Genomic DNA, 19,908 nt, shown 5'->3' with positions numbered 1-19,908 from the left:
TAAAATAGCTCCTGAGAAATTCAGGAGCTTTATCTATTATGGTAACCTGCAGAATGAAACTATCCCACAAATTATAATACTTTTTTATTTAATTTTAAACTCTAATTTCACATTGAAGAAACGCCCTGTCAATCGAACCGGAACCGGATACATCAAATTGGTATTCGCATCAGTGATCCATTGATTAGCAACGGTATTTCTAATATTAAATGCATTGAAAACCTGAACTCCAAGAGTTAATTCATCAAAATTGCCCCAAAAACCATAGGCCTTATTTTTTTCTTTAGGATCTATGAATGCATAGGAAAGACCTAAATCCACCCTTTTATAGGAAGGCAGTGTTTTCTGATATTGATAAGGATCGGTAAGAACCGGTGCTCCTGTAGGCAATCCCATCGCATACACTAAAGTTAAATTGACACGCATCTGGGGGAAAGCCGGCATATAATCCTGGTAAAACATAGCAAATCTGAACCTCTGATCTGTAGGTCTTGGAATATCTCCTCTTCCGTCAATATTTTCATAAACCCTCGCGTAACTTGCAGATAGCCAGGAATCTATTCCGGGAACAAATTCTCCGTATAATCTTGTATCAAGTCCGTAAGCATATCCAGAAGCGTTATTTTGACCTGAATAACGGATTCTGACATTATCCATATAATATGGAATCAGATCATCCATCTTTTTATAGTAGGCTTCCGTAGTCAATTTAAACGGTCGGTCATACATCTCGAATTCGTAATCATTAGCCAAAATCATCTGCAAAGAACGCTGAGATTTAATATTCTGGTTAAAATTACCTTCAAGATCTTTAATTTCTTTATAGAAAGGAGATTGATAATATACTCCTCCGGAAAGCTTGAATAGCATATCTGTATCCCAATCCGGCTTCACCGCAACCTGAAATCTCGGTGAGAAAATAGTTTCTTTATTGAAACTCCAGTTTGAAACTCTGGCTCCGGCATTCACAAATACTTTGTTGGTTCCCCAGAAAAACTTTTTAGAATACTGCGCGTAAGCCGACATTCTTGTTGGTTCGATATGATTGTTTCCAGAAATATGATATAAAAGATCAAGATCTCCAGGTGTTCCGAATCTAGGATCATCAATTGGTCTTGGCATGCTGTAGCCCGCAGAATCTTTAAGTTTCCACTCGTTGGTAAGATCTTTTAAATTTTCTTTCTCATACTTAAAACCTACTTCGATATCGGTATTCACATCAGGTGAAAAACGGGCTCTGAACTGGGTTCCGTAAGTTCTTACAAATAGATCATTTCTGGCATGTTCAATCTGTCCTCCTGTATCATAAGAAGTGATTGGAGCTCCCGTAATAGGGTCAAAAGTCTGTAAAATATAAGCCGAGGCAATTGAATAATATTCTCTTTCTCGGTTCTGATAGGAAAAGCTGTCTAATGTAAATCTCCACTTATCTGAAGGTTTATAATTCATGGAGAAAGTTCCCATCATGTTTTTATACTTATCATCCTCCTTTCCATTATAAAAGACAGTAAGATTAAGAGGTCTTTGAAGACTTCCGAAATCTACACTCTGACTTTTAGGAATCATTTCATAATCATTCTTGGAATAATATCCGATGAACGAAAGTGAAAATTTAGGACTGATATGATAATTTAAATACGTCTGAAAATCCCAATAGGTAGGATTAAAGTTGGTATCTTCTTTTAAAGTATTAAGAACCAGATTGGTATTTCTATACCTTCCTGAGAATAGTGCCGTAAATCTTTTTTTGTCATCAACTGTTTTTCCACCGGCAAAACCGGTCGTCAATCTTCCGCCTATCAAACTTCCTTCCCCCGAAAGCTCAAATTTTTCAGGCTCGCGGTAATAGATATTTAATGCAGAAGACATTTTATCCCCATATCTCGGTTCAAAACCTCCTGCGGAGAAATTGACTGTAGATACCATGTCAGGATTGATAATACTCATCCCCTCCTGTTGAGAGTTTCTGATCAGGAAAGGCCTGTATATTTCGATATCATTAATGTAGATAAGGTTTTCATCGTAGTTTCCACCACGCACCATATATTGTGAAGAAAGCTCAGTATTTGAGTTTACAGAGGGAAGAGTTTTAAGAACACCTTCAATACCTCCTGAAATAGTTGCTGCATTTTTTGCATCTTTTGCAGAAATTTTCACATTGGTAAGATCTGTTGTTTTTCCTACTATTTTTTTCTGGAAAACAACTTCCTCAATATCGGTGACTTTTGTCGTGTCTTTCTTTTTGGTCTGAGAGAACACTAACATGGGAACCATAAGGCTCAGCGGTAAAACTAGTTTTTTCAAAAGAAATGTTTTAAAATTTCAAACGTGAATATATACATTTTATTTTAACTTATTTAAACTTTATTTAACATTTATTAAAATGATTTCATTGTATTTCATAACTTTTGTGCATTCCTTAAGAAATAAGAAAAAAGTTATAAAAATTATCTGATGATATTAAATAGAAATTTAAATAGGTCTTATTGATGATCTGCTTAAAAATTATAGAATGGCTTCTCTGACTCTTGTCAGTTTTTGCAATAAATCTTCCAATAAATCAAGTCTTAACATATTGGCGCCATCGGATAATGCTGTTTCAGGCGTTGGATGCGTTTCGATAAAAATACCGTCTGCACCAACAGCGATGCCTGCTTTTGCTACCGTTTCAATTAGATCCGGTCTTCCTCCTGTCACTCCTGAGCTTTGATTCGGCTGTTGTAATGAGTGTGTAACATCCAGAATTACCGGAGCGTACTCTCTCATCGTAGGAATTCCTCTGTAATCAACAATTAAATCGGTATAACCAAAAGAATTTCCTCTTTCAATAATCGCCACTTTTTGATTTTCAGAATCTGTAATTTTCTGAACCGCAAATTTCATCGATTCCGGAGAAAGGAACTGCCCTTTTTTCAAGGTTACACATTTTCCTGTTTGAGCCGCAGCCACCAAAAGGTCAGTCTGTCGTACTAAAAAGGCAGGAATTTGCAATACATCAACATACTGAGCAGCCAAAGCAGCATGTTCGTTCTCATGAATATCTGTAGTGGTAGGAATGTTAAAAGTCTCCCCTACTTTTTTCAGAATTTCCAAAGATTTTTCTTCACCAATTGTTGTGAAAGAATCTACTCTGCTTCTGTTAGCTTTTTTGAAACTTCCTTTGAAAATATACGGAATATTGTATTTGTTGGTCAGTTCAATTACTTTTTCAGCAATTCTCAATGCCATATCTTCGCCCTCAATAATACAAGGTCCTGCGATTAAGAAAAAGTTTTTTGAGTCTTTGTGGTGAATATTATCTAAATATTGAATCATTTTTATTGTAAATTAAAAGTTCAGTAAAAATACTTATAAAGTTTTAGAATTGGAAATTATTTAATGGCTTTGATGAGTATTGTTACGATAGTTATAGTCTTTTGGATTTTATTTAAATCCTGTTTATTAAAAATACTTCGACAGACTCTGTATGACATCGTTAATACTAACTACTTTGTAGTATATTGATAACATTGTCATGCTGAGCCTGTCGAAGCATCTCTGTTTCGTATAAAATTTAATTTAAATTTTCTTTAGAATCTTCTCAAACGTATTGATATTTCTGCTTGTAAACTGGTCTTTCAGGCTTTTTTTACCTAAAATTTTCCCAAAAGTAGAATCTAATGTATTTCCCTTCGGAACTTGCCAATAGAAAATATTATTCACAATTTTTGCGTCTTCATTTTCTGTTTTTGTAGCATTCTCGAATTCCTGCATCAAAATATTTTCAATTCCTTCATTTCCCACAAATGTATAGGAATGAAGATCTTCATTTTTTTCAAAAGGATTTGAGCTCCAAAAGTTTTCTATTTCTTGCTGGGATTTTATAAATATGAAAGCTTCATAAGAAAAATGCTCTGACATTGCTTTCTCAAGGATTTGTTTTAATTCGTCCGTAGTTTTACCCGATGAAAAAACAATGTTTCCGGAAGCCAGAACCGACGCTACATTCTCCATACCGGCATCTTTGAAAACCTGACAGACATCAGCCATTTTCATATTAGTTCCTTTTACATTGACTCCACGAAGAAAAGCACAGTATTTCATTTTTATGAGTTTATTTTAGAGTTTGAGAGTCTTTATCTTATATTTATTCAGCTAGAAAAATATACGCAAAATTGTAAACTTCCAACCTCCTGATTCCATCTTTCGGCGTAATTAATCAATCCGTTCATACAAGTTATAATCCGTTCCTGAAGGTTTTAAAATATAGATTTTTTCTAAAATTTTATTGTTACTTTTCAGATGATCTTTTACACGGAATTCTTTCAGTAACTTGTAATGAACTTTATAATATTCTGCATCCTTTCTTTCGAACAGATCATCGTAAGAAAGAAGATATTTAGGTTTTCTCTTTTTAACGGTATTCACCCAGTAATTTGTCTTATCCCTTGCGATTTCTGACTGAACTTCTTTATCAACCAAGCCTACTTCATCGATCGTTTTCAATCCTGAAAAGTAAGGAACATAACCTGCAGGCTCCAACAGGATCCATTGTTTTTTATCTTTTTCATATTGATTCAAAAACAGTCCGATTGTTCTTCTGTAATTCCATTCACCATTTCCGGTTGCTATAGAATGTACGGTCTGGAAAGCCAGCATTGGAGCAATATAAAATACAATCAGCAAAGACAGCCAAAGATTTCTTTTTTCTTTCTGTTCTAAAATAAAAATTAAAACAGGAACAAAAAGCAGTAATTGCGGAACCCAGTAATACCAGTCAAAAAGACTTTTCTGCGAAAGGAAAATCAATTGTTTTACCCATCCGAACATAAAGATCATCCATAAGAAATAATTCCTCTTTTCGCGTTGTCTGATTAAATAAATGAAACAAAGCAATTCAAAAATTAACAAAAGTACTGTTAAAGGATTAAAATCTCCCGGAAGCTTCAGCATTCCCCAGAAATTCCCAAAGTTGACCCCGAAATATTCCAGGCTTTGCATGAATGTAAAATTGTGATCATACAAAAGTTTTTTAGCAACAATTGTATTATTAACAAGTTCCCCAAAGTATAACCAGTTGAAAGAAACGGTAAATAAAACAGCCAAAATTCCTCCGATAATATAATTCCATTTGATTTTCTTTGTCCAGAACAGGTCAACTAAAAATACGATACCAAGGAAAATAACCGTGTCTATCCTTGTGAATAATATAAGTATCGGCAATAGGATGAATGCCCATTTTTTTTCTTTTTTAAAGCCATAATACAGCAAGGCCATTTCTAAAAAGAAAAGAATTCCGTATTCCATTCCTAAAATAGAAATTTTAATAGCCGGCGGTAAAATTCCGATTAAAAATATAAAAATAGCTTTATGCCATGGATTTTTTAATACCAAATGAGATAAAAACAGTGTTCCTATGGTAAAAAGAATTGAATTGAAAATAAGAATAGGTTCTATAAAATGTTCTTTTCCAAAAACCAGATTAAATAAATAGGAAACAAACACATACAGATGGGTAGTAGAAGCAGAAATTTTAGTATCGCCGTTAAAACCTATTACTCCGTAATCCAAAAGGTTTTGAGCAACACGCCAGGTGATAAAAGCATCTTCCTGAATATAATGCGTTAATAAAAAAAGAAGTTTAAAAAGAACTGTAAAACTTACAGCATAGATTGGGATTTTGTTATTTTTCGTTTCAGCCATCGTGCCTATTTATGTTGCACAAATATAATTCTAAAATTTTTGAATCCCAATAAAAAAACGGAACCGAAGTTCCGTTTAATTTTTATTTTGTTGCGTTGATAATCGCATTGGTAATCTGGCTTTCTTTTTCTTTCGAATAAGTAGAATCAAAAGGCGCCATAATATCAAATAAATATTGGTAGAATGGTGTGATCTTCTGAACGTTTTCAGATTCCTTCATGGCTTTATCCTTGCCCATCTGCTGAAGATCTTTTATAAAGACATTGAACTTTTTATCAATCGGCTCAATGGATTTTACAAGATAAGCATATGCTTTATCATTTTGTCCCAGTCTCTTGTAAGCATCTGTAACAGCTGAAACTACCAGAGAGTATTCCATTGGCTTGGATCTCATCTGTCTCTTCAGATAGTTTTGTTCTTCTCTTGTAAGGCCTGCGTAATAGTCATATTCTTCAAAAATTCCTTTTTTAAGAACTTCCGCCAACTGAAGACCTTTCTGCTCCTGTCCTGCTACGATATATCCGTAAACCATTGAACTTAAAGAGCGAGGGTCATTATATTTTTCAGCAGGAATTTCTTTTGCTGCAAGATCCAATAATTCTACTGCTTTTGCTTTTTGTCCCGTTGTTGCCAACGCAGCAGCAGCTCTGCTTGCTGAACTTCTGTAGCTCATAATGTTCGAAGTAGCTGTTTCATCAAAATGTACATTAAGATTTTTAAAATTACCCCATCTGAAGTTTTTAACAACATTATACAATGAATTGGCATCTACTCTTCCCATCTCACCATCCGGAGTCTGAGGGGTATGAATAGGAATTAATCTATAACTGAAACCGTCAAACTGAAGATATTCGTCAAGATAGAAAATATTTTCGCTGTCGTATATTCCTCCTGAAGAGAAATTGATTGGTCTTTTCCAGTCGAAATTCGCCAACAGATCCATTAAAATCAGATTATTTTTGAAAAGTGTATTTCCTTTATAAGTAATCATAATCTGGTTCACTGTGCTTGAAAGCTCTGCCTGACTGATAATTCCTGCTTTTAAAGCATTGTCTTTATTGACAGGAAGGATAAATTTCGTTACCGGAAGGATATTATATTTTTCATACTTTTCTTCACCGAAATACATCTTTAAAAGCTCGTCTTTTGCAGGAGATTTATGTTTAATGAAGCTCATCGCTTCTTTTAATGTCATAGAATCCTGAGTAAGGTATTTTCTGAACTCAGCAAATTCAGTTTCAGGAGCTCCCTGTTCTTTTAACATAGAGAAAACTCCTTCCCAGTCATCTTTTTTCATCATATAGATCTGGTCGTTTACCCCATCTCTGTAATCATCATGATTTAACTGACTTGGAATTGCGTTCGCATTATACGTTTTTCTCTTTACCTGATCAATATTCCAAGGAGTTGAGGCCAGCGTAAAGTTAACTACTTTCACGTCATCTCTGAATCTTTCAGTCTCCTGAATTGCCCAAACCGGATAGGTATCGTTATCACCATATACAAAAAGAATATCATCTTTTGGTAATGATTTCAACATTGAATATGCATAGTCATAAGCCGTATATCTGTTGCTTCTGTCGTGTACATTATAATTCTGGAAGCCCATCATGAAAGGAACTCCAAGTAAAACAACTCCGGCAACAATATTTGCTGCGTTTGATTTTACTTTTGACTGAAGAAACCATAAAATAGCTCCTGCTCCCAAACCGATCCATATCGCAAAAGCATAGAATGAACCTACCATTGCATAATCTCTTTCTCTTGGCTCGAAAGGTTTCACCCCTGTATAGAAAACAATTCCTACACTCGTTAAAACAAATAGTGATAATAAGGCATAAAATCTGCCGAAGTCTCTGTTCAGCTGGAAGAAAAATCCGATTAATCCTAAAATTAATGGTAAGAAGAAGAACTTCACAGTACTTTCATTCTGGAATTTTGCAGGCATCTTATCCTGATTTCCCCATAAAGTATTATCTATAAAAGAGAACCCTGAAACCCAGTTACCTCTTGTACTTTCCATATTTCCTTCAAGATCATTCTGTCTTCCTACAAAGTTCCACATCAGATATCTTACAAAATAATATCCGTTTTGGAAGGTGAAGAAATAATCCATATTCTGAGCTAAAGAAGGTCTCTGAACTTTAATAAGATTGTAAGGTTTTACCTTCAGATAATCAGCTGCAGTAATTGACTTATCTTCATATTTACCTCTTAATTCCTCAAAAATCTGTTTAGCCTGAGGATTGTCAGCTACATCCTCGTTATCATAATTAAATGTAAAATCAGGAGCGCCATACATTGAAATGTAGTTCGCCATTACACTTTTATCCTCATTAAACATTCTCGGCATAAAGCTTACCTGAGATTTGCTGAAGACATAGTTGAACCTGTCATTTGTTTTCAGGTATTTTCCTGTTTTTTCATCTTTTTCGTAAACTTCCCCGGTTTTGTCAGTCTTGAAACTTCCGTCTTCATTTTTTTCAATTCCGTTGGCATCAAGGAAAGCAGTATAGTTTTGCCCGTAAACTGTAGGCCAGTCTCCATATTGTACTCTGTTGTAGTAGTCCAACATACCGATGGCGTTATCAGGATCATTTAAGTTCATTGGCGGGTTTGCATTCGCACGGATAGGAATTACCATCCAGCAAGAGAAACCGATAATCATATAAACCAGCGAAAGAGCAACCGTCTGATATACTTTCTTTTGGGCTTTTCTTGCATATTTAATAATGAAATAGCAAACAGCTACCAGAATTATAAATGCTACAATAGTTCCTGAGTGGAAAGGTAAATTCAATCCATTAACAAAGAAAATTTCAAGCTTACCAAACATCGCCATGATGAATGGGAAAATAAATTTGAAAACCATTGCTAAAATAAACAGCGTAATCAAATTTGCCCAGATAAAATTCTTCCATGTAAAAGTGTAGTTTCTCGCATAATACACTAGACATACTGCAGGAATCGCCAGCATACACATCATGTGAACTCCTACTGAAAGTCCCAGAATGAAAAAGATAAGGATAATCCATCTTTCGCTGTCCGGAGCTGTGTATTCGTTTTCCCATTTTGTGATCAACCAGACTAAAAGTGCAATAAACATAGAAGCCATCGAGTATACTTCACCTTCCACTGCCGAAAACCAGAAAGTATCCGAAAATGTGAAACACAAAGCGCCGACTACTCCGGCAAACAAAATTGAGATCTCCTGATGCTTGGTAACATCTTCGAAATCCTTGTTTAAAAGTCTTCTTACGAAATGTGTAATCGTCCAGAACAAAAACAAAATCGTAAGTGCGCTAAACAATGCAGACATTGCATTGATTACGACAGAATAATTTTCACCCTTCCCTAAAGCAAAAATGGCTGCCACAGCACCCACAATCTGAAACAATGCAGCTCCGGGAGCATGCGTTACTTCAAGTTTTACCGCAGAAGAGATATACTCGCCACAATCCCAAAAACTGAAATTGGGTTCAATGGTGGACAAGTACGTGAAAAATGCAATGACAAAAACCACCCATCCTACGACGGTGTTCCATTGCCTGAAAGTCCAATTTTTCATAGTATTAATATCAATTACGCGAAAATAAGGCTTTTATATTATTTCATGCTGTTTTTAACAAAATTTAAAAATTTTGGCGCGTTTTTTGAAAACTTTCGTCCTTGAGATTGCATGAAAAAAATAAATTTTATCTATTCATAGCGTACAAGTCAAACAAAAGTTTAGTAATTATTTATTTTTTTGTATTTTTGCGGTCAGATTTTTATTGAAAAATAACAAATAATGAGTAATGTTTACGATAATATCCTTGGCCTAATAGGGAACACTCCTATGGTGAAGCTAAATACTGTTACAAAAGATATTCCTGCAACCGTTTATGCCAAGTTAGAATCATATAATCCTGGACATTCCACTAAAGATAGAATCGCACTTCATATTATAGACAACGCTGAGAAAAAAGGTTTATTAAAAGAAGATTCCGTAGTTGTAGAAACTACTTCAGGAAACACAGGATTTTCAATTGCAATGGTTTGCATCATTAAAGGATATAAATGTATCCTTGCGGTAAGTGATAAAACCAAACCAGAGAAAATTGCCTACCTTAAAGCATTGGGTGCTACCGTGTATATTTGCCCTGCAAATGTACCTGCAGATGATCCAAGGTCTTATTATGAAGTCGCTAAAAGAATCGCTTCAGAAACACCAAATTCAGTTTACATCAATCAGTATTTTAATGAGCTAAATATTGATGCACACTACCAAACCACGGGTCCTGAAATTTGGGAACAAACACAAGGTAAGATCACTCACCTTTTTGCTTGTACTGGAACTGGTGGAACATTATCGGGATCAGCAAAGTTTTTAAAAGAAAAAAATCCGGACATCAAGATCATCGGAGTGGATGCAGACGGATCAATTCTTAAAAGCTATCATGAGACAGGTGAGATTCACAAAGAGGATGTTCACCCTTATCAGATAGAAGGAATGGGAAAAAATTTAATCCCTTCGGCCCTTCTTTTTGATAAAGTAGATGAATTTGTAAGAGTAAATGATGAAATGTCAGCATACAGAACCCGTGAAATCGCTTTGAAAGAAGCTATTATGGGTGGTTATACTACAGGAGCTGTAACCCAGGGACTGATTCAGTATGCCCAGGCTCATCCTTTCTCAGAAAATGATATGATTGTTTTGATTTATCCGGATCACGGATCAAGGTATATTACAAAAGTATACAGTGACAAGTGGATGGCTGAGCAAGGTTTTGTGAATAACTGTGTTCACAACTACGATGAAGTTTTCAAGACAGAATTTATTAAATAGAATTAATTAAATCACGATACAAATCAAGCCTTTTTTGTAGATCATAAAAGGCTTTTTTACTTAAAAAATTACTAGAAAAATGTTGGATATTTTTGAAAGAATAAAAGAAAATCCGGGACCTCTTGGACAATTTGCAGATTATGGTGAAGGTTATTTTATCTTCCCAAAATTAGAAGGACCTATTGGCCCGAGAATGCAGTTTCAAGGAAGAGAAGTAATTTTCTGGAGTGCTAATGATTATTTGGGACTTTGTAATCATCCTGAAGTAATTGAAGCTGATGCCAAAGCTGCTGCTGAATTCGGAATGTTCTACCCTATGGGAGCAAGAGCTATGTCCGGGGAAACTCATCAGCATTTGCAGCTGGAAAGAGAATTAGCAGATTTCGTAAAAAAAGATTCAGCATATTTATTGAACTTCGGATACCAGGGAATGGTTTCTACCATCGATGCTTTAGTAAGCAGAAATGATGTTATCGTTTATGACGTAGATTCTCACGCCTGTATCGTAGACGGTGTAAGACTTCATGCAGGAAAAAGATTTACCTACAGACATAATGATATTGAAAGTCTTGAAAAAAATCTTCAGAGAGCAACTAAAGTAGCAGAAGAAAACGGAGGTGGAATTTTAGTAATTACTGAAGGGGTTTTCGGAATGAGAGGTCAGCAGGGAAAAATTAAAGAAATCTGCGCTCTTAAAGAAAAATACAGCTTCAGACTTTTAGTGGATGACGCTCATGGATTCGGAACACTTGGTGAAACAGGTGCCGGTGTAGGTGAAGAGCAAGGCTGTATGGATCAGATTGATGTATACTTCTCTACTTTTGCAAAATCTATGGCTGGCTTTGGAGCATTTTTGGCTGGAGATAAGGATATTATCAGATACCTGAAATTCAACTTAAGATCTCAGATCTTTGCTAAATCTTTAACGATGCCAATGGTAATCGGAGGTTTAAAAAGACTTGAACTGTTAAGATCAAGACCTGAAATCAAGGCAAAACTTTGGGAAAATACCTATAAATTACAAAATGGTCTTAAAGAAAGAGGCTTCAACATCGGCGATACCAATACCTGCGTAACTCCGGTAATGATGCAAGGAACTCCTGTAGAAGCTACGCTTTTGGTAAAAGACTTAAGAGAAATTTACGGAATTTTCACTTCTGTTGTGGTATATCCTGTGATTCCAAAAGGAATGATCCTGTTAAGATTAATTCCAACAGCATCGCATACAGATTCTGAAATCAATGAAACGCTTGCTGCATTTGAAGCTATTCACGATAAACTGGTGAATGGTTATTACAAAGAGCAGGAGCAAAAACTACTGGCAGAACAAGGTTTAAGTTTTAAACCATTATAATAAAAAATTAAGAGACTGTTTTCAAGACAGTCTCTTTTTTTATATTTTTTCACCTAATTTCCCGGAGGTTTTCCCATTCCCTGTTGTTTAAGTCGGTTGATTGTTTCATTAACTAATTTATCATATTTCTCTTTACTGATAGGTTCTCCTTGTGAGGGTTTGGTAATATTAAATTTAGGATCTACTGTACTCGAGTCAACAGCAATATAGGTTTTATTATTGGTACTCACTTCAATAATCAATCCCGGCAGGCCATAATAATCTTCAGGGCCTTCTTTTATCGGTAACTCTTCAGTATACCATGCAGTTATATTTTCGCCATTGATCATAGCACTGGCTTTTTTTACTTTATATGTAGCTATTTTTTTCTCTTCATTCGTGAGTATCCAATCATATTTTTTCATACGATCTATGACCAGAAATTTTTTACCGAAAATATCTGCTTCACTCACATACTCACCAGTCTTATGATTTTTATATAACCCTCCGCTGTTTTGATCAATATTCGCTTTTCTGGTATTTCCCATTTCTTCCAGACTAAGTCCGCTAACCTTTATCAGTTCATTATCCTGAAGATATAATGAGATTCCATCTTTGTAATACAGGATAAAATTTCTGGGTTGAGACAAATGAGCTGAAACATTTTTTCTTATCTGAGGATCTGTTACATGTTTTAACTGGTTTTCTATATTGGCTTTCTCTTCATAATGTACCATTAATGACTGTGCATTAGAAGTGAAAAAAGATATTCCTGTTAGGAAAAGTATACATTTATTCATTACCTGTATAATTTAAAAGCTGGCATAATATGTAATAAAATTACAATATTATGCCAGCTATTTTAATTGAATTATTTCTAGTTTGTAATTAAATATACATGGTATGTCCCAATATACTGACCATTTAAATACACATTATAAAGTCCAAGGTATACAAGTTTTCTGGCGGCGACTTCTGCTTCAGGAAGTTTTGTTTTGGACGTTACCATATTTTTTTCCAAATCAATATTCTTGATGTCATCATTTAATGTTGTCGGCGTAGAAATTGTATTTACTGTTGTATTAGCTTGTGCAACTAATCCCGTCATTGCAATAGCAATGGTTAAGAAAACTTTTTTCATGGTGTTAAAATTTGAATTTGTTATTAATTTTTTTTACCGATGTTTAGGTTTCGGTTTACCTTACTTATATATTCTCTTTATTTTCATAAACTCCTTATTTTATTTTTATATTACTTACACAGTAAAATGTTGAGTCCTGTCAAATTTTTAAATATACCAAGTATCATAATTCTTCACATAATGAAATATTACTATTGCAATGATAGTGATTTATTTAATATAAATTTAATTTTTAATTAATTATTTTAATAAAAAAATATCAAAATTGATAAAATTATAAATATTCAATAAAAATAGATTTCTTTTTATTTTCCAAAAAATACCCCTGAACAGGCAGTTTTAAAGCAATTTTACAGATCTTTTTTTAATTCTAAATTAATTTAAAACGGAGAATAACAAACCAACAAATAGCTGAAAAATTTATATCTTTGACACGAGTTTTAATAAAAACTCATTTTAAAATAATTATAAAAATTCTCTGTTGAAAGATCTGCTTCTTATCACTCCGCCTTTTACCCAACTCAATACTCCTTATCCTGCAACTGCTTATATTAAAGGTTTTTTAAATACCAAAAATATTTCAAGCTATCAAATTGATCTGGGGATAGAAGTAATTTTAGCACTATTTTCTAAAGAAGGAATTCAGAAAATTTTTGACAAAGAAATTATTATTCAAAACATTTCGGAAAATTCTCAAAGAATTTTTACGTTAAGGGACGAATATATAAAAACGATTGATCAGGTTATTTCTTTTTTACAGGGAAAAAATCCAACACTGGCAAGACAAATCTGTTCCATGAATTTCTTACCTGAAGCATCAAGGTTCAATCAGTTGGATGATATGGAGTTCGCTTTTGGAAATATGGGATTACAGGATAAGGCTAAACATTTGGCAACCTTATATTTAGAAGATCTGTCTGATTATGTTATTGAAAATATAGATTCAGATTTTGGGTTCAGCAGATATGCTGAAAGGCTGGGAAAAAGTGCCAATTCTTTTGATGAATTACATTCAAAGTTATCAGAAAATCAAACTTTTATAGATGACTTTACCTTAAAAATTCTTCAGGAAAAACTAGATATAGTGCAGCCAAAACTGGTCTGCTTTTCTATTCCTTTTCCAGGAAATTTATATTCCGCTTTCCGTTGTGCAAAATTTATTAAAGAAAATTATCCTCACATCAAAACAGCAATGGGCGGTGGTTTTCCAAACACAGAATTAAGGGAAATCAAAGATAAAAGGGTTTTTGAGTTTTTCGATTTTATTACCTTAGATGATGGCGAGCTTCCGATCGAATTGCTGTATGAAAATATTTTTCATATTGAGAAAAATAACGAGTCGCAATTTAAAAGAACATTCTTAATTGAAGATCAAAAAGTTACTTATAAAAATAATTCTAAAAGACACGATTATAAACAAGCAGAAGTCGGCACCCCCGATTATACTGATTTACAACTAGATAAATACGTTTCTGTAATCGAAATTGCGAATCCTATGCACAGCTTATGGAGCGATGGAAGATGGAATAAGCTGACAATGGCCCATGGCTGCTACTGGGGGAAATGCACATTTTGTGATATTTCTTTAGATTATATAAAAATTTACGAACCAATTTCCGCAAAAATTCTGGTCGACAGAATGGAAGAACTGATCCAGACAACGGGTGAAACAGGATTCCATTTTGTAGATGAAGCAGCACCACCTGCCTTAATGCGCGAAGTAGCTTTGGAGATTTTGAGAAGAAATCTTGTCGTAACCTGGTGGACGAATATTCGTTTTGAAAAAAGCTTTACCCGGGATTTATGTTTTTTATTGAAACTTTCAGGTTGTGTCGCCGTGTCTGGTGGACTTGAAGTAGCCAGCGATCGTTTATTAAAATTGATAGACAAGGGAGTTTCTGTAGATCAGGTTGCCAAAGTCACCCGGAATTTTACAGAAGCCGGAATTATGGTTCATGCCTATTTAATGTATGGCTATCCGACACAGACTGTTCAGGAAACAATTGACTCATTAGAAATGGTTCGTCAATTATTTGAGATGGGAATTTTACAAAGTGGATTTTGGCATCAGTTTGCGATGACCGCTCACTCTCCTGTCGGAATCAATCCTGAAGAATTTGGAGTGACTCCGATCAAGCAGGAAATTTTATTTGCCCACAATGATATCGATTTTACAGATAAAACCGGAATCGATCACAGTCAATTTAGTTTTGGATTAAAGAAATCACTTTTCAATTATATGCACGGAATTAATTTTGAACTGTCTCTTCAGGAATGGTTTGATTTTAAAATTCCAAGAACTACAATTCATCCGGATTATATTCATGACTCTCTGCTAGATGATGATGATTTTAAATTTAAAGGAAATTCAAAAATCATTTTTTTAACAAAAAACGTAATCGCTGAGAATCGCGTAAAAACAAAAAAGAAATATATTTATCCGTACACTAAAATTACAATCCATTTAAAAACCAATATTGTCAGCATCGATTTGGAACAGGAACAGGCTGGCTGGCTGATGAAAATGTTTGAAGAAAATTCTACAGATCAATCTAAAAAAATGACTCTCCAACAACTTAAGACAAATTTTGAGGAAAATTTTGAAGATTTTGAATTATTCTGGTTTTCGAAACCAATCCAACAGTTGAAAGAAAATGGCGTGATTTTGAGTCTGTAAATTTCTCTTTTACGATTTTTTATACTCAAAAAAATTCCCACTCAGTTTATCATTCCGTAGGAACCTAAGCTGGAATTTTAGCAAAACTATGTGAAGATTTCTACAGAATGACAAATTTTTAAAAACATAGAATAATAAAAATCTCCTGAAAAATAAATTTCAGGAGATTTTTTATATTTTTCGGCTGGAGCCATTTGAATTTATATCTTTCTGTAAGCGGGTTTTATGCCTATTGATGATTTTATTTTTGAGCATTATCTTTTGTGACTTCACCTACAATCACTTTTTCCTGGATTTTGATGAAATTGGGATCCATTATAGCCATTCTTTCTGCGATGGCCTGATAGGTCGGAAACTTTAAAATAGATGCACGTCCTGACATTTCTTTGTAAATCGTAAACGTTTTCCCACCAGCTGTTTTCAGTTGTTTTGTTGTCGTAATATACTTTCCAATATACTTACTGTTGGCATCATATATTTCAATATCAACAAATGTTTTCTCAGAAATCGTATTATCAGATCCAAAACTTACGGGTAAATTAGTAAAATATCCTACAGGCTTTCCGTTACTTAAAATTTCACCTACATTATTCACCGTAATATTCATCTTATCAATTTTACTTCTGGTGGTATAGGCCTCTTTTGTTTTTGTATCAAGCTTCCGCTTAGGAACATTTTTAAAAAGTTCATCCAGTGACTTGATATTAATTCCTTTATTATCAATGATTTTAAGCCCTTTTATACAAGTGTAAACAGCCGATTTTTCATCTCCTGAAAATGCTGATGGAGAAATATAGTCAAGCTCTAAAACTTTATCCCTATTATACACTCTGTTGAGTCTGATATAGCTGTCTCTTACAGAATCAACAATACTTTTATCAACAAATTCTATTGTGTACATCGGAGTTTCCTTCAAATCCATAAAAGTATATACATTTGACTTATTGGAAATCTTCGCCACATGCACTCCGTCAAGGCTTACAATACCTCTTTTAGTTTTAATAATCTGAGCATTGCATAAGACGCTTAAAATTGTAAACAACATGATTATACTATCCCTCATAAAATCAGATTTTTACATGCATAAAAAAAGTGTAACCAAAGTTACACTTTCTTGAAAATATATTTAGCTTTTCATTTAATTATTCACAAAGGATGATTCCTTTATTATGATTAAATTCTACAACACCGCTTTTGATAGAATAAGAAAAAACTGAGTCTTTCTCATTTTCTTTAGTTAAGTTCTTAGCATAAGCTTCATCAATAGATTTAGCAAAAAGCTTTACTTTACCACCGATCAAAGAAGAAACGATTCCTGCGTGATTTTTCATGATGTGAAATTCACCATTCTTTCCAGGCAATAATACTGATTCTACTTCCCCTTCAAAAACTACGTATTCTGGTGTTAAAATTTTTATATTCATTAGTTTAGATTTAAAGATTTCAGAATTCAGATTTCAGACATAACAGTCTCATGTCTAGAATCTGACATCTTGTGTCTAATTAATTTTATTAAGCGTTATCAGCTAACATTTTTTGTCCGGCTGCGATAGCTTCCTCGATCGTTCCTTTCAAGTTGAAAGCAGCTTCCGGTAAGTGATCTAATTCACCATCCATAATCATGTTGAATCCTTTGATTGTATCTTTGATATCTACCAATGATCCTGGAATACCTGTAAACTGTTCAGCTACGTGGAAAGGCTGAGAAAGGAATCTCTGAACTTTTCTAGCACGGTAAACCACTGATTTATCTTCTTCAGAAAGTTCTTCCATACCAAGAATCGCGATGATATCCTGAAGCGCTTTGTATCTTTGAAGAATTTCTTTTACTCTTTGAGCACAGTTATAGTGTTCTTCACCGATAATTTCCGGAGCCAAGATTCTTGACGTAGAAGCCAATGGATCTACCGCTGGATAAATACCCAATGAAGCAATCTTTCTGTCTAGTACTGTTGTTGCATCCAAGTGAGCAAACGTTGTTGCAGGAGCCGGGTCAGTTAAGTCATCCGCAGGTACGTAAACCGCCTGTACTGAAGTAATTGAACCATTTTTAGTTGAAGTAATTCTTTCCTGCATCGCACCCATTTCAGAAGCAAGCGTTGGTTGGTAACCTACCGCAGATGGCATACGACCAAGAAGTGCAGATACCTCAGAACCAGCCTGTGTAAAACGGAAGATGTTATCTACGAAGAAAAGTACGTCTCTACCCTGTCCGCTTTCACCTCCATCTCTGTAGTATTCAGCTAGTGTAAGACCAGAAAGTGCTACTCTCGCTCTTGCACCAGGTGGCTCGTTCATCTGTCCGAAAACGAATGCAGCTTTTGAATCTTTCATAGCTTCTAAATCTACTTTAGAAAGATCCCAACCTCCATTTTCCATAGAATGCATGAAATCATCACCATACTTGATAATTCCTGATTCCAACATCTCTCTCAAAAGGTCATTTCCTTCTCTCGTTCTTTCACCTACTCCGGCAAAAACTGAAAGACCTCCGTGTCCTTTTGCAATATTGTTAATCAACTCCTGGATCAATACTGTTTTACCTACACCGGCACCACCGAACAAACCAATTTTACCTCCTTTTGCATAAGGCTCAACTAAGTCGATTACTTTAATACCTGTAAATAAAACTTCTGCAGAAGTTGAAAGTTGATCAAATTTTGGAGCTGGTCTGTGAATTGGAAGACCACCTTCCTTAGAAATATTTTGAAGTCCGTCGATAGCATCCCCAACTACGTTGAAAAGTCTTCCGTTTACAGCCTCACCGATTGGCATTGTAATAGGATTTCCGTATCCGATTACGTCCTGCCCTCTTTTAAGACCATCAGTAGCGTCCATTGCGATACATCTTACAGTATCTTCTCCAATATGTTGTTCTACCTCTAAAACTACTTTTTCACCGTTTTCTTTTGTAATTTCTAACGCGTCATAAATACTTGGAACAGATTCAACATCTGTAAAGACAACGTCGATTACCGGACCAATAATTTGAGAAATTTTACCTTTAATTTGGTTTGCCATTGCTAAATTTTTTCTTGGTGCAAATATAATGATTCTTCATTAACCCGCAATTGGTAAAAAAAAGATTTTTATCATGCTTTTTGAAGAATTTTAAATGCAAATTTTTATGTTAATTTCTTTGAATTTTCCTTTGATTTTAATATAATAATGCATTTCAAAGATACACTTTCATTAATAAGCATCCTAATATGATAGATCATGTAAAAAATTATAACTTAAAAATAACTCTCAGGATATAATCATAGATAATTTTAAAGGCTTTATATTTGCAGTCAAAATTTTTTCGTTTTGAAAGTTTTCAAAAATTTTAAAGATTATACTTCTCAAAAGCCTTTAGCGTTGTCTTTAGGCATGTTTGACGGAGTACATCTTGGTCATAAAAGTATTATTGATGAATTAATTAAAGTAGGTTCCGAGAACAATTTGGAGACTGCCGTACTTACTTTTTGGCCACATCCGAGATTTGTTTTTAATCCGAATGAGGATCTTAAACTTCTGAATACCATAGATGAGAAGAAATTTTTGATGGAAAAATATAACATTGAAAATTTATTTCTTAAAGAATTTGATGAAGAATTCAGAAACTTAACGGGGGAAGAATTTGTGCGTCAGATTTTAGTGGATCAACTTAATGTAAAATATTTAATCATTGGCTACGATCATTCTTTCGGAAAAAATAAAAGCGGAAACTTTGAACTGCTTCAAAAATTATCAAAAGAACTGGATTTTGAGGTTGAACAAATGGAAGCCATTAATATTCACGAAAATAATATCAGTTCCACTAAAGTAAGAAATGCTCTTTTAACAGGTAATATTCAGGAAGCCAATGAGATGCTTGGTTACTCCTACTCTGTTTCCGGAACTGTTGTTCACGGCAAGAAAATCGGACGGACAATCGGATATCCGACTGCTAATATTGAGACTGAATCTATTAAACTCTTACCTAAAAAAGGTGCTTATATTGTTGAAGTTTTTGTAAAAGACCAACAGTATAAAGGAATGCTGAGTGTAGGAACAAACCCAACTGTAAACGGAGAAAAATTAACGGTCGAGGTTTATATCCTTGATTTTGAAGGAGATATTTATGATGAAAAGATCACAGTGAAATTCAGAGATTTTCTTCATGATGAGATAAAATTTGAAGGTCTTGAAAAACTGATTGAAAGACTTGATGAGGATAAAAAATTAACGCAGGCGTTTAATTTTTAACATAAAAAAAGCTTACA

Annotated in this window: 14 protein-coding genes; 4 read left to right on the top strand and 10 right to left on the bottom strand. The window is 34.3% G+C overall.

Annotated elements, in window-relative coordinates; translation table 11 throughout:
- Positions 1 to 84 precede the first annotated feature (84 nt).
- The 5 genes from M2373_RS01165 to M2373_RS01145 all read right to left on the bottom strand — a co-directional run bounded on the left by M2373_RS01165 (position 85) and on the right by M2373_RS01145 (position 9,250).
- Positions 85 to 2,304 (bottom strand): TonB-dependent siderophore receptor, encoded by a 2,220-nt coding sequence (locus tag M2373_RS01165; protein ID WP_259106564.1) that lies wholly within the window; start codon positions 2,302 to 2,304, stop codon positions 85 to 87.
- 201 nt (positions 2,305 to 2,505) lie between these two features.
- Positions 2,506 to 3,315, bottom strand: a complete 810-nt coding sequence (gene kdsA / locus M2373_RS01160; protein WP_259106562.1) for a 3-deoxy-8-phosphooctulonate synthase — start codon at positions 3,313 to 3,315, stop codon at positions 2,506 to 2,508.
- 243 nt (positions 3,316 to 3,558) lie between these two features.
- On the bottom strand, positions 3,559 to 4,083 hold the full coding sequence (locus tag M2373_RS01155) for a DUF1697 domain-containing protein (protein WP_259106561.1): 525 nt from the start codon (positions 4,081 to 4,083) through the stop codon (positions 3,559 to 3,561).
- Between the two features lie 111 nt (positions 4,084 to 4,194).
- A complete protein-coding gene (locus tag M2373_RS01150) occupies positions 4,195 to 5,682 on the bottom strand; it encodes a hypothetical protein (RefSeq protein WP_259106560.1) in 1,488 nt (495 codons plus the stop codon).
- Positions 5,683 to 5,764: 82 nt separating this feature from the next.
- Positions 5,765 to 9,250: a DUF2723 domain-containing protein gene (locus M2373_RS01145; RefSeq protein ID WP_259106559.1), complete on the bottom strand. Its 3,486-nt coding sequence runs from the start codon at positions 9,248 to 9,250 to the stop codon at positions 5,765 to 5,767.
- Positions 9,251 to 9,472: 222 nt separating this feature from the next.
- Here M2373_RS01145 and M2373_RS01140 point away from each other — a divergent pair, with 222 nt between their 5' ends.
- Positions 9,473 to 10,510, top strand: a complete 1,038-nt coding sequence (locus tag M2373_RS01140) for a PLP-dependent cysteine synthase family protein (protein WP_259106558.1) — start codon at positions 9,473 to 9,475, stop codon at positions 10,508 to 10,510.
- A gap of 82 nt (positions 10,511 to 10,592) precedes the next feature.
- Positions 10,593 to 11,864, top strand: a complete 1,272-nt coding sequence (locus M2373_RS01135) for a pyridoxal phosphate-dependent aminotransferase family protein (RefSeq protein ID WP_259107584.1) — start codon at positions 10,593 to 10,595, stop codon at positions 11,862 to 11,864.
- Positions 11,865 to 11,917: 53 nt separating this feature from the next.
- On the opposite strand, the gene M2373_RS01130 is transcribed toward M2373_RS01135, so the two are convergent.
- Both M2373_RS01130 and M2373_RS01125 read right to left on the bottom strand, forming a co-directional pair.
- Positions 11,918 to 12,643 carry a GLPGLI family protein gene (locus M2373_RS01130; RefSeq protein ID WP_259106557.1) on the bottom strand — a complete coding sequence of 242 codons (726 nt, stop codon included), beginning with the start codon at positions 12,641 to 12,643 and terminating at the stop codon, positions 11,918 to 11,920.
- Between the two features lie 77 nt (positions 12,644 to 12,720).
- On the bottom strand, positions 12,721 to 12,984 hold the full coding sequence (locus M2373_RS01125; RefSeq protein ID WP_259106556.1) for a hypothetical protein: 264 nt from the start codon (positions 12,982 to 12,984) through the stop codon (positions 12,721 to 12,723).
- Between the two features lie 481 nt (positions 12,985 to 13,465).
- Here M2373_RS01125 and M2373_RS01120 point away from each other — a divergent pair, with 481 nt between their 5' ends.
- Positions 13,466 to 15,661: a radical SAM protein gene (locus M2373_RS01120; RefSeq protein ID WP_259106555.1), complete on the top strand. Its 2,196-nt coding sequence runs from the start codon at positions 13,466 to 13,468 to the stop codon at positions 15,659 to 15,661.
- Positions 15,662 to 15,902: 241 nt separating this feature from the next.
- Here M2373_RS01120 and M2373_RS01115 read toward each other — a convergent pair whose 3' ends face one another.
- The 3 genes from M2373_RS01115 to atpD all read right to left on the bottom strand — a co-directional run bounded on the left by M2373_RS01115 (position 15,903) and on the right by atpD (position 18,682).
- Positions 15,903 to 16,724: a hypothetical protein gene (locus tag M2373_RS01115; protein ID WP_259106554.1), complete on the bottom strand. Its 822-nt coding sequence runs from the start codon at positions 16,722 to 16,724 to the stop codon at positions 15,903 to 15,905.
- 79 nt (positions 16,725 to 16,803) lie between these two features.
- On the bottom strand, positions 16,804 to 17,085 hold the full coding sequence (locus M2373_RS01110) for a F0F1 ATP synthase subunit epsilon (protein ID WP_259106553.1): 282 nt from the start codon (positions 17,083 to 17,085) through the stop codon (positions 16,804 to 16,806).
- Between the two features lie 88 nt (positions 17,086 to 17,173).
- Entirely contained in the window at positions 17,174 to 18,682 is a 1,509-nt protein-coding gene (atpD, locus tag M2373_RS01105) for a F0F1 ATP synthase subunit beta (RefSeq protein ID WP_259106552.1), read from the bottom strand.
- Between the two features lie 288 nt (positions 18,683 to 18,970).
- On the opposite strand from atpD, the gene M2373_RS01100 reads away from it, so the two are divergent.
- Positions 18,971 to 19,891, top strand: coding sequence for a bifunctional riboflavin kinase/FAD synthetase (locus M2373_RS01100; protein ID WP_259106551.1), 921 nt, complete (start codon positions 18,971 to 18,973; stop codon positions 19,889 to 19,891).
- Positions 19,892 to 19,908: the final 17 nt, after the last annotated feature.

It is taken from the genome of Chryseobacterium sp. JUb7 (assembly GCF_024806495.1).
Classification (GTDB): domain Bacteria; phylum Bacteroidota; class Bacteroidia; order Flavobacteriales; family Weeksellaceae; genus Chryseobacterium.
The sequence above is the reverse complement of the archived record's forward strand: the minus strand, read 5'-3'. Positions and strand labels throughout refer to the sequence as shown.

Excerpts from the sequence above, each read along its gene's own strand:
- M2373_RS01125 (WP_259106556.1), bottom strand. The coding sequence starts at position 12,984 with ATGAAAAAAGTTTTCTTAACCATTGCTATTGCAATGACGGGATTAGTT.
- M2373_RS01110 (WP_259106553.1), bottom strand. The coding sequence starts at position 17,085 with ATGAATATAAAAATTTTAACACCAGAATACGTAGTTTTTGAAGGGGAA.
- atpD (WP_259106552.1), bottom strand. The coding sequence starts at position 18,682 with ATGGCAAACCAAATTAAAGGTAAAATTTCTCAAATTATTGGTCCGGTA.
- M2373_RS01130 (WP_259106557.1), bottom strand. The coding sequence starts at position 12,643 with ATGAATAAATGTATACTTTTCCTAACAGGAATATCTTTTTTCACTTCT.
- M2373_RS01145 (WP_259106559.1), bottom strand. The coding sequence starts at position 9,250 with ATGAAAAATTGGACTTTCAGGCAATGGAACACCGTCGTAGGATGGGTG.
- M2373_RS01150 (WP_259106560.1), bottom strand. The coding sequence starts at position 5,682 with ATGGCTGAAACGAAAAATAACAAAATCCCAATCTATGCTGTAAGTTTT.
- M2373_RS01115 (WP_259106554.1), bottom strand. The coding sequence starts at position 16,724 with ATGAGGGATAGTATAATCATGTTGTTTACAATTTTAAGCGTCTTATGC.
- M2373_RS01140 (WP_259106558.1), top strand. The coding sequence starts at position 9,473 with ATGAGTAATGTTTACGATAATATCCTTGGCCTAATAGGGAACACTCCT.
- kdsA (WP_259106562.1), bottom strand. The coding sequence starts at position 3,315 with ATGATTCAATATTTAGATAATATTCACCACAAAGACTCAAAAAACTTT.
- M2373_RS01155 (WP_259106561.1), bottom strand. The coding sequence starts at position 4,083 with ATGAAATACTGTGCTTTTCTTCGTGGAGTCAATGTAAAAGGAACTAAT.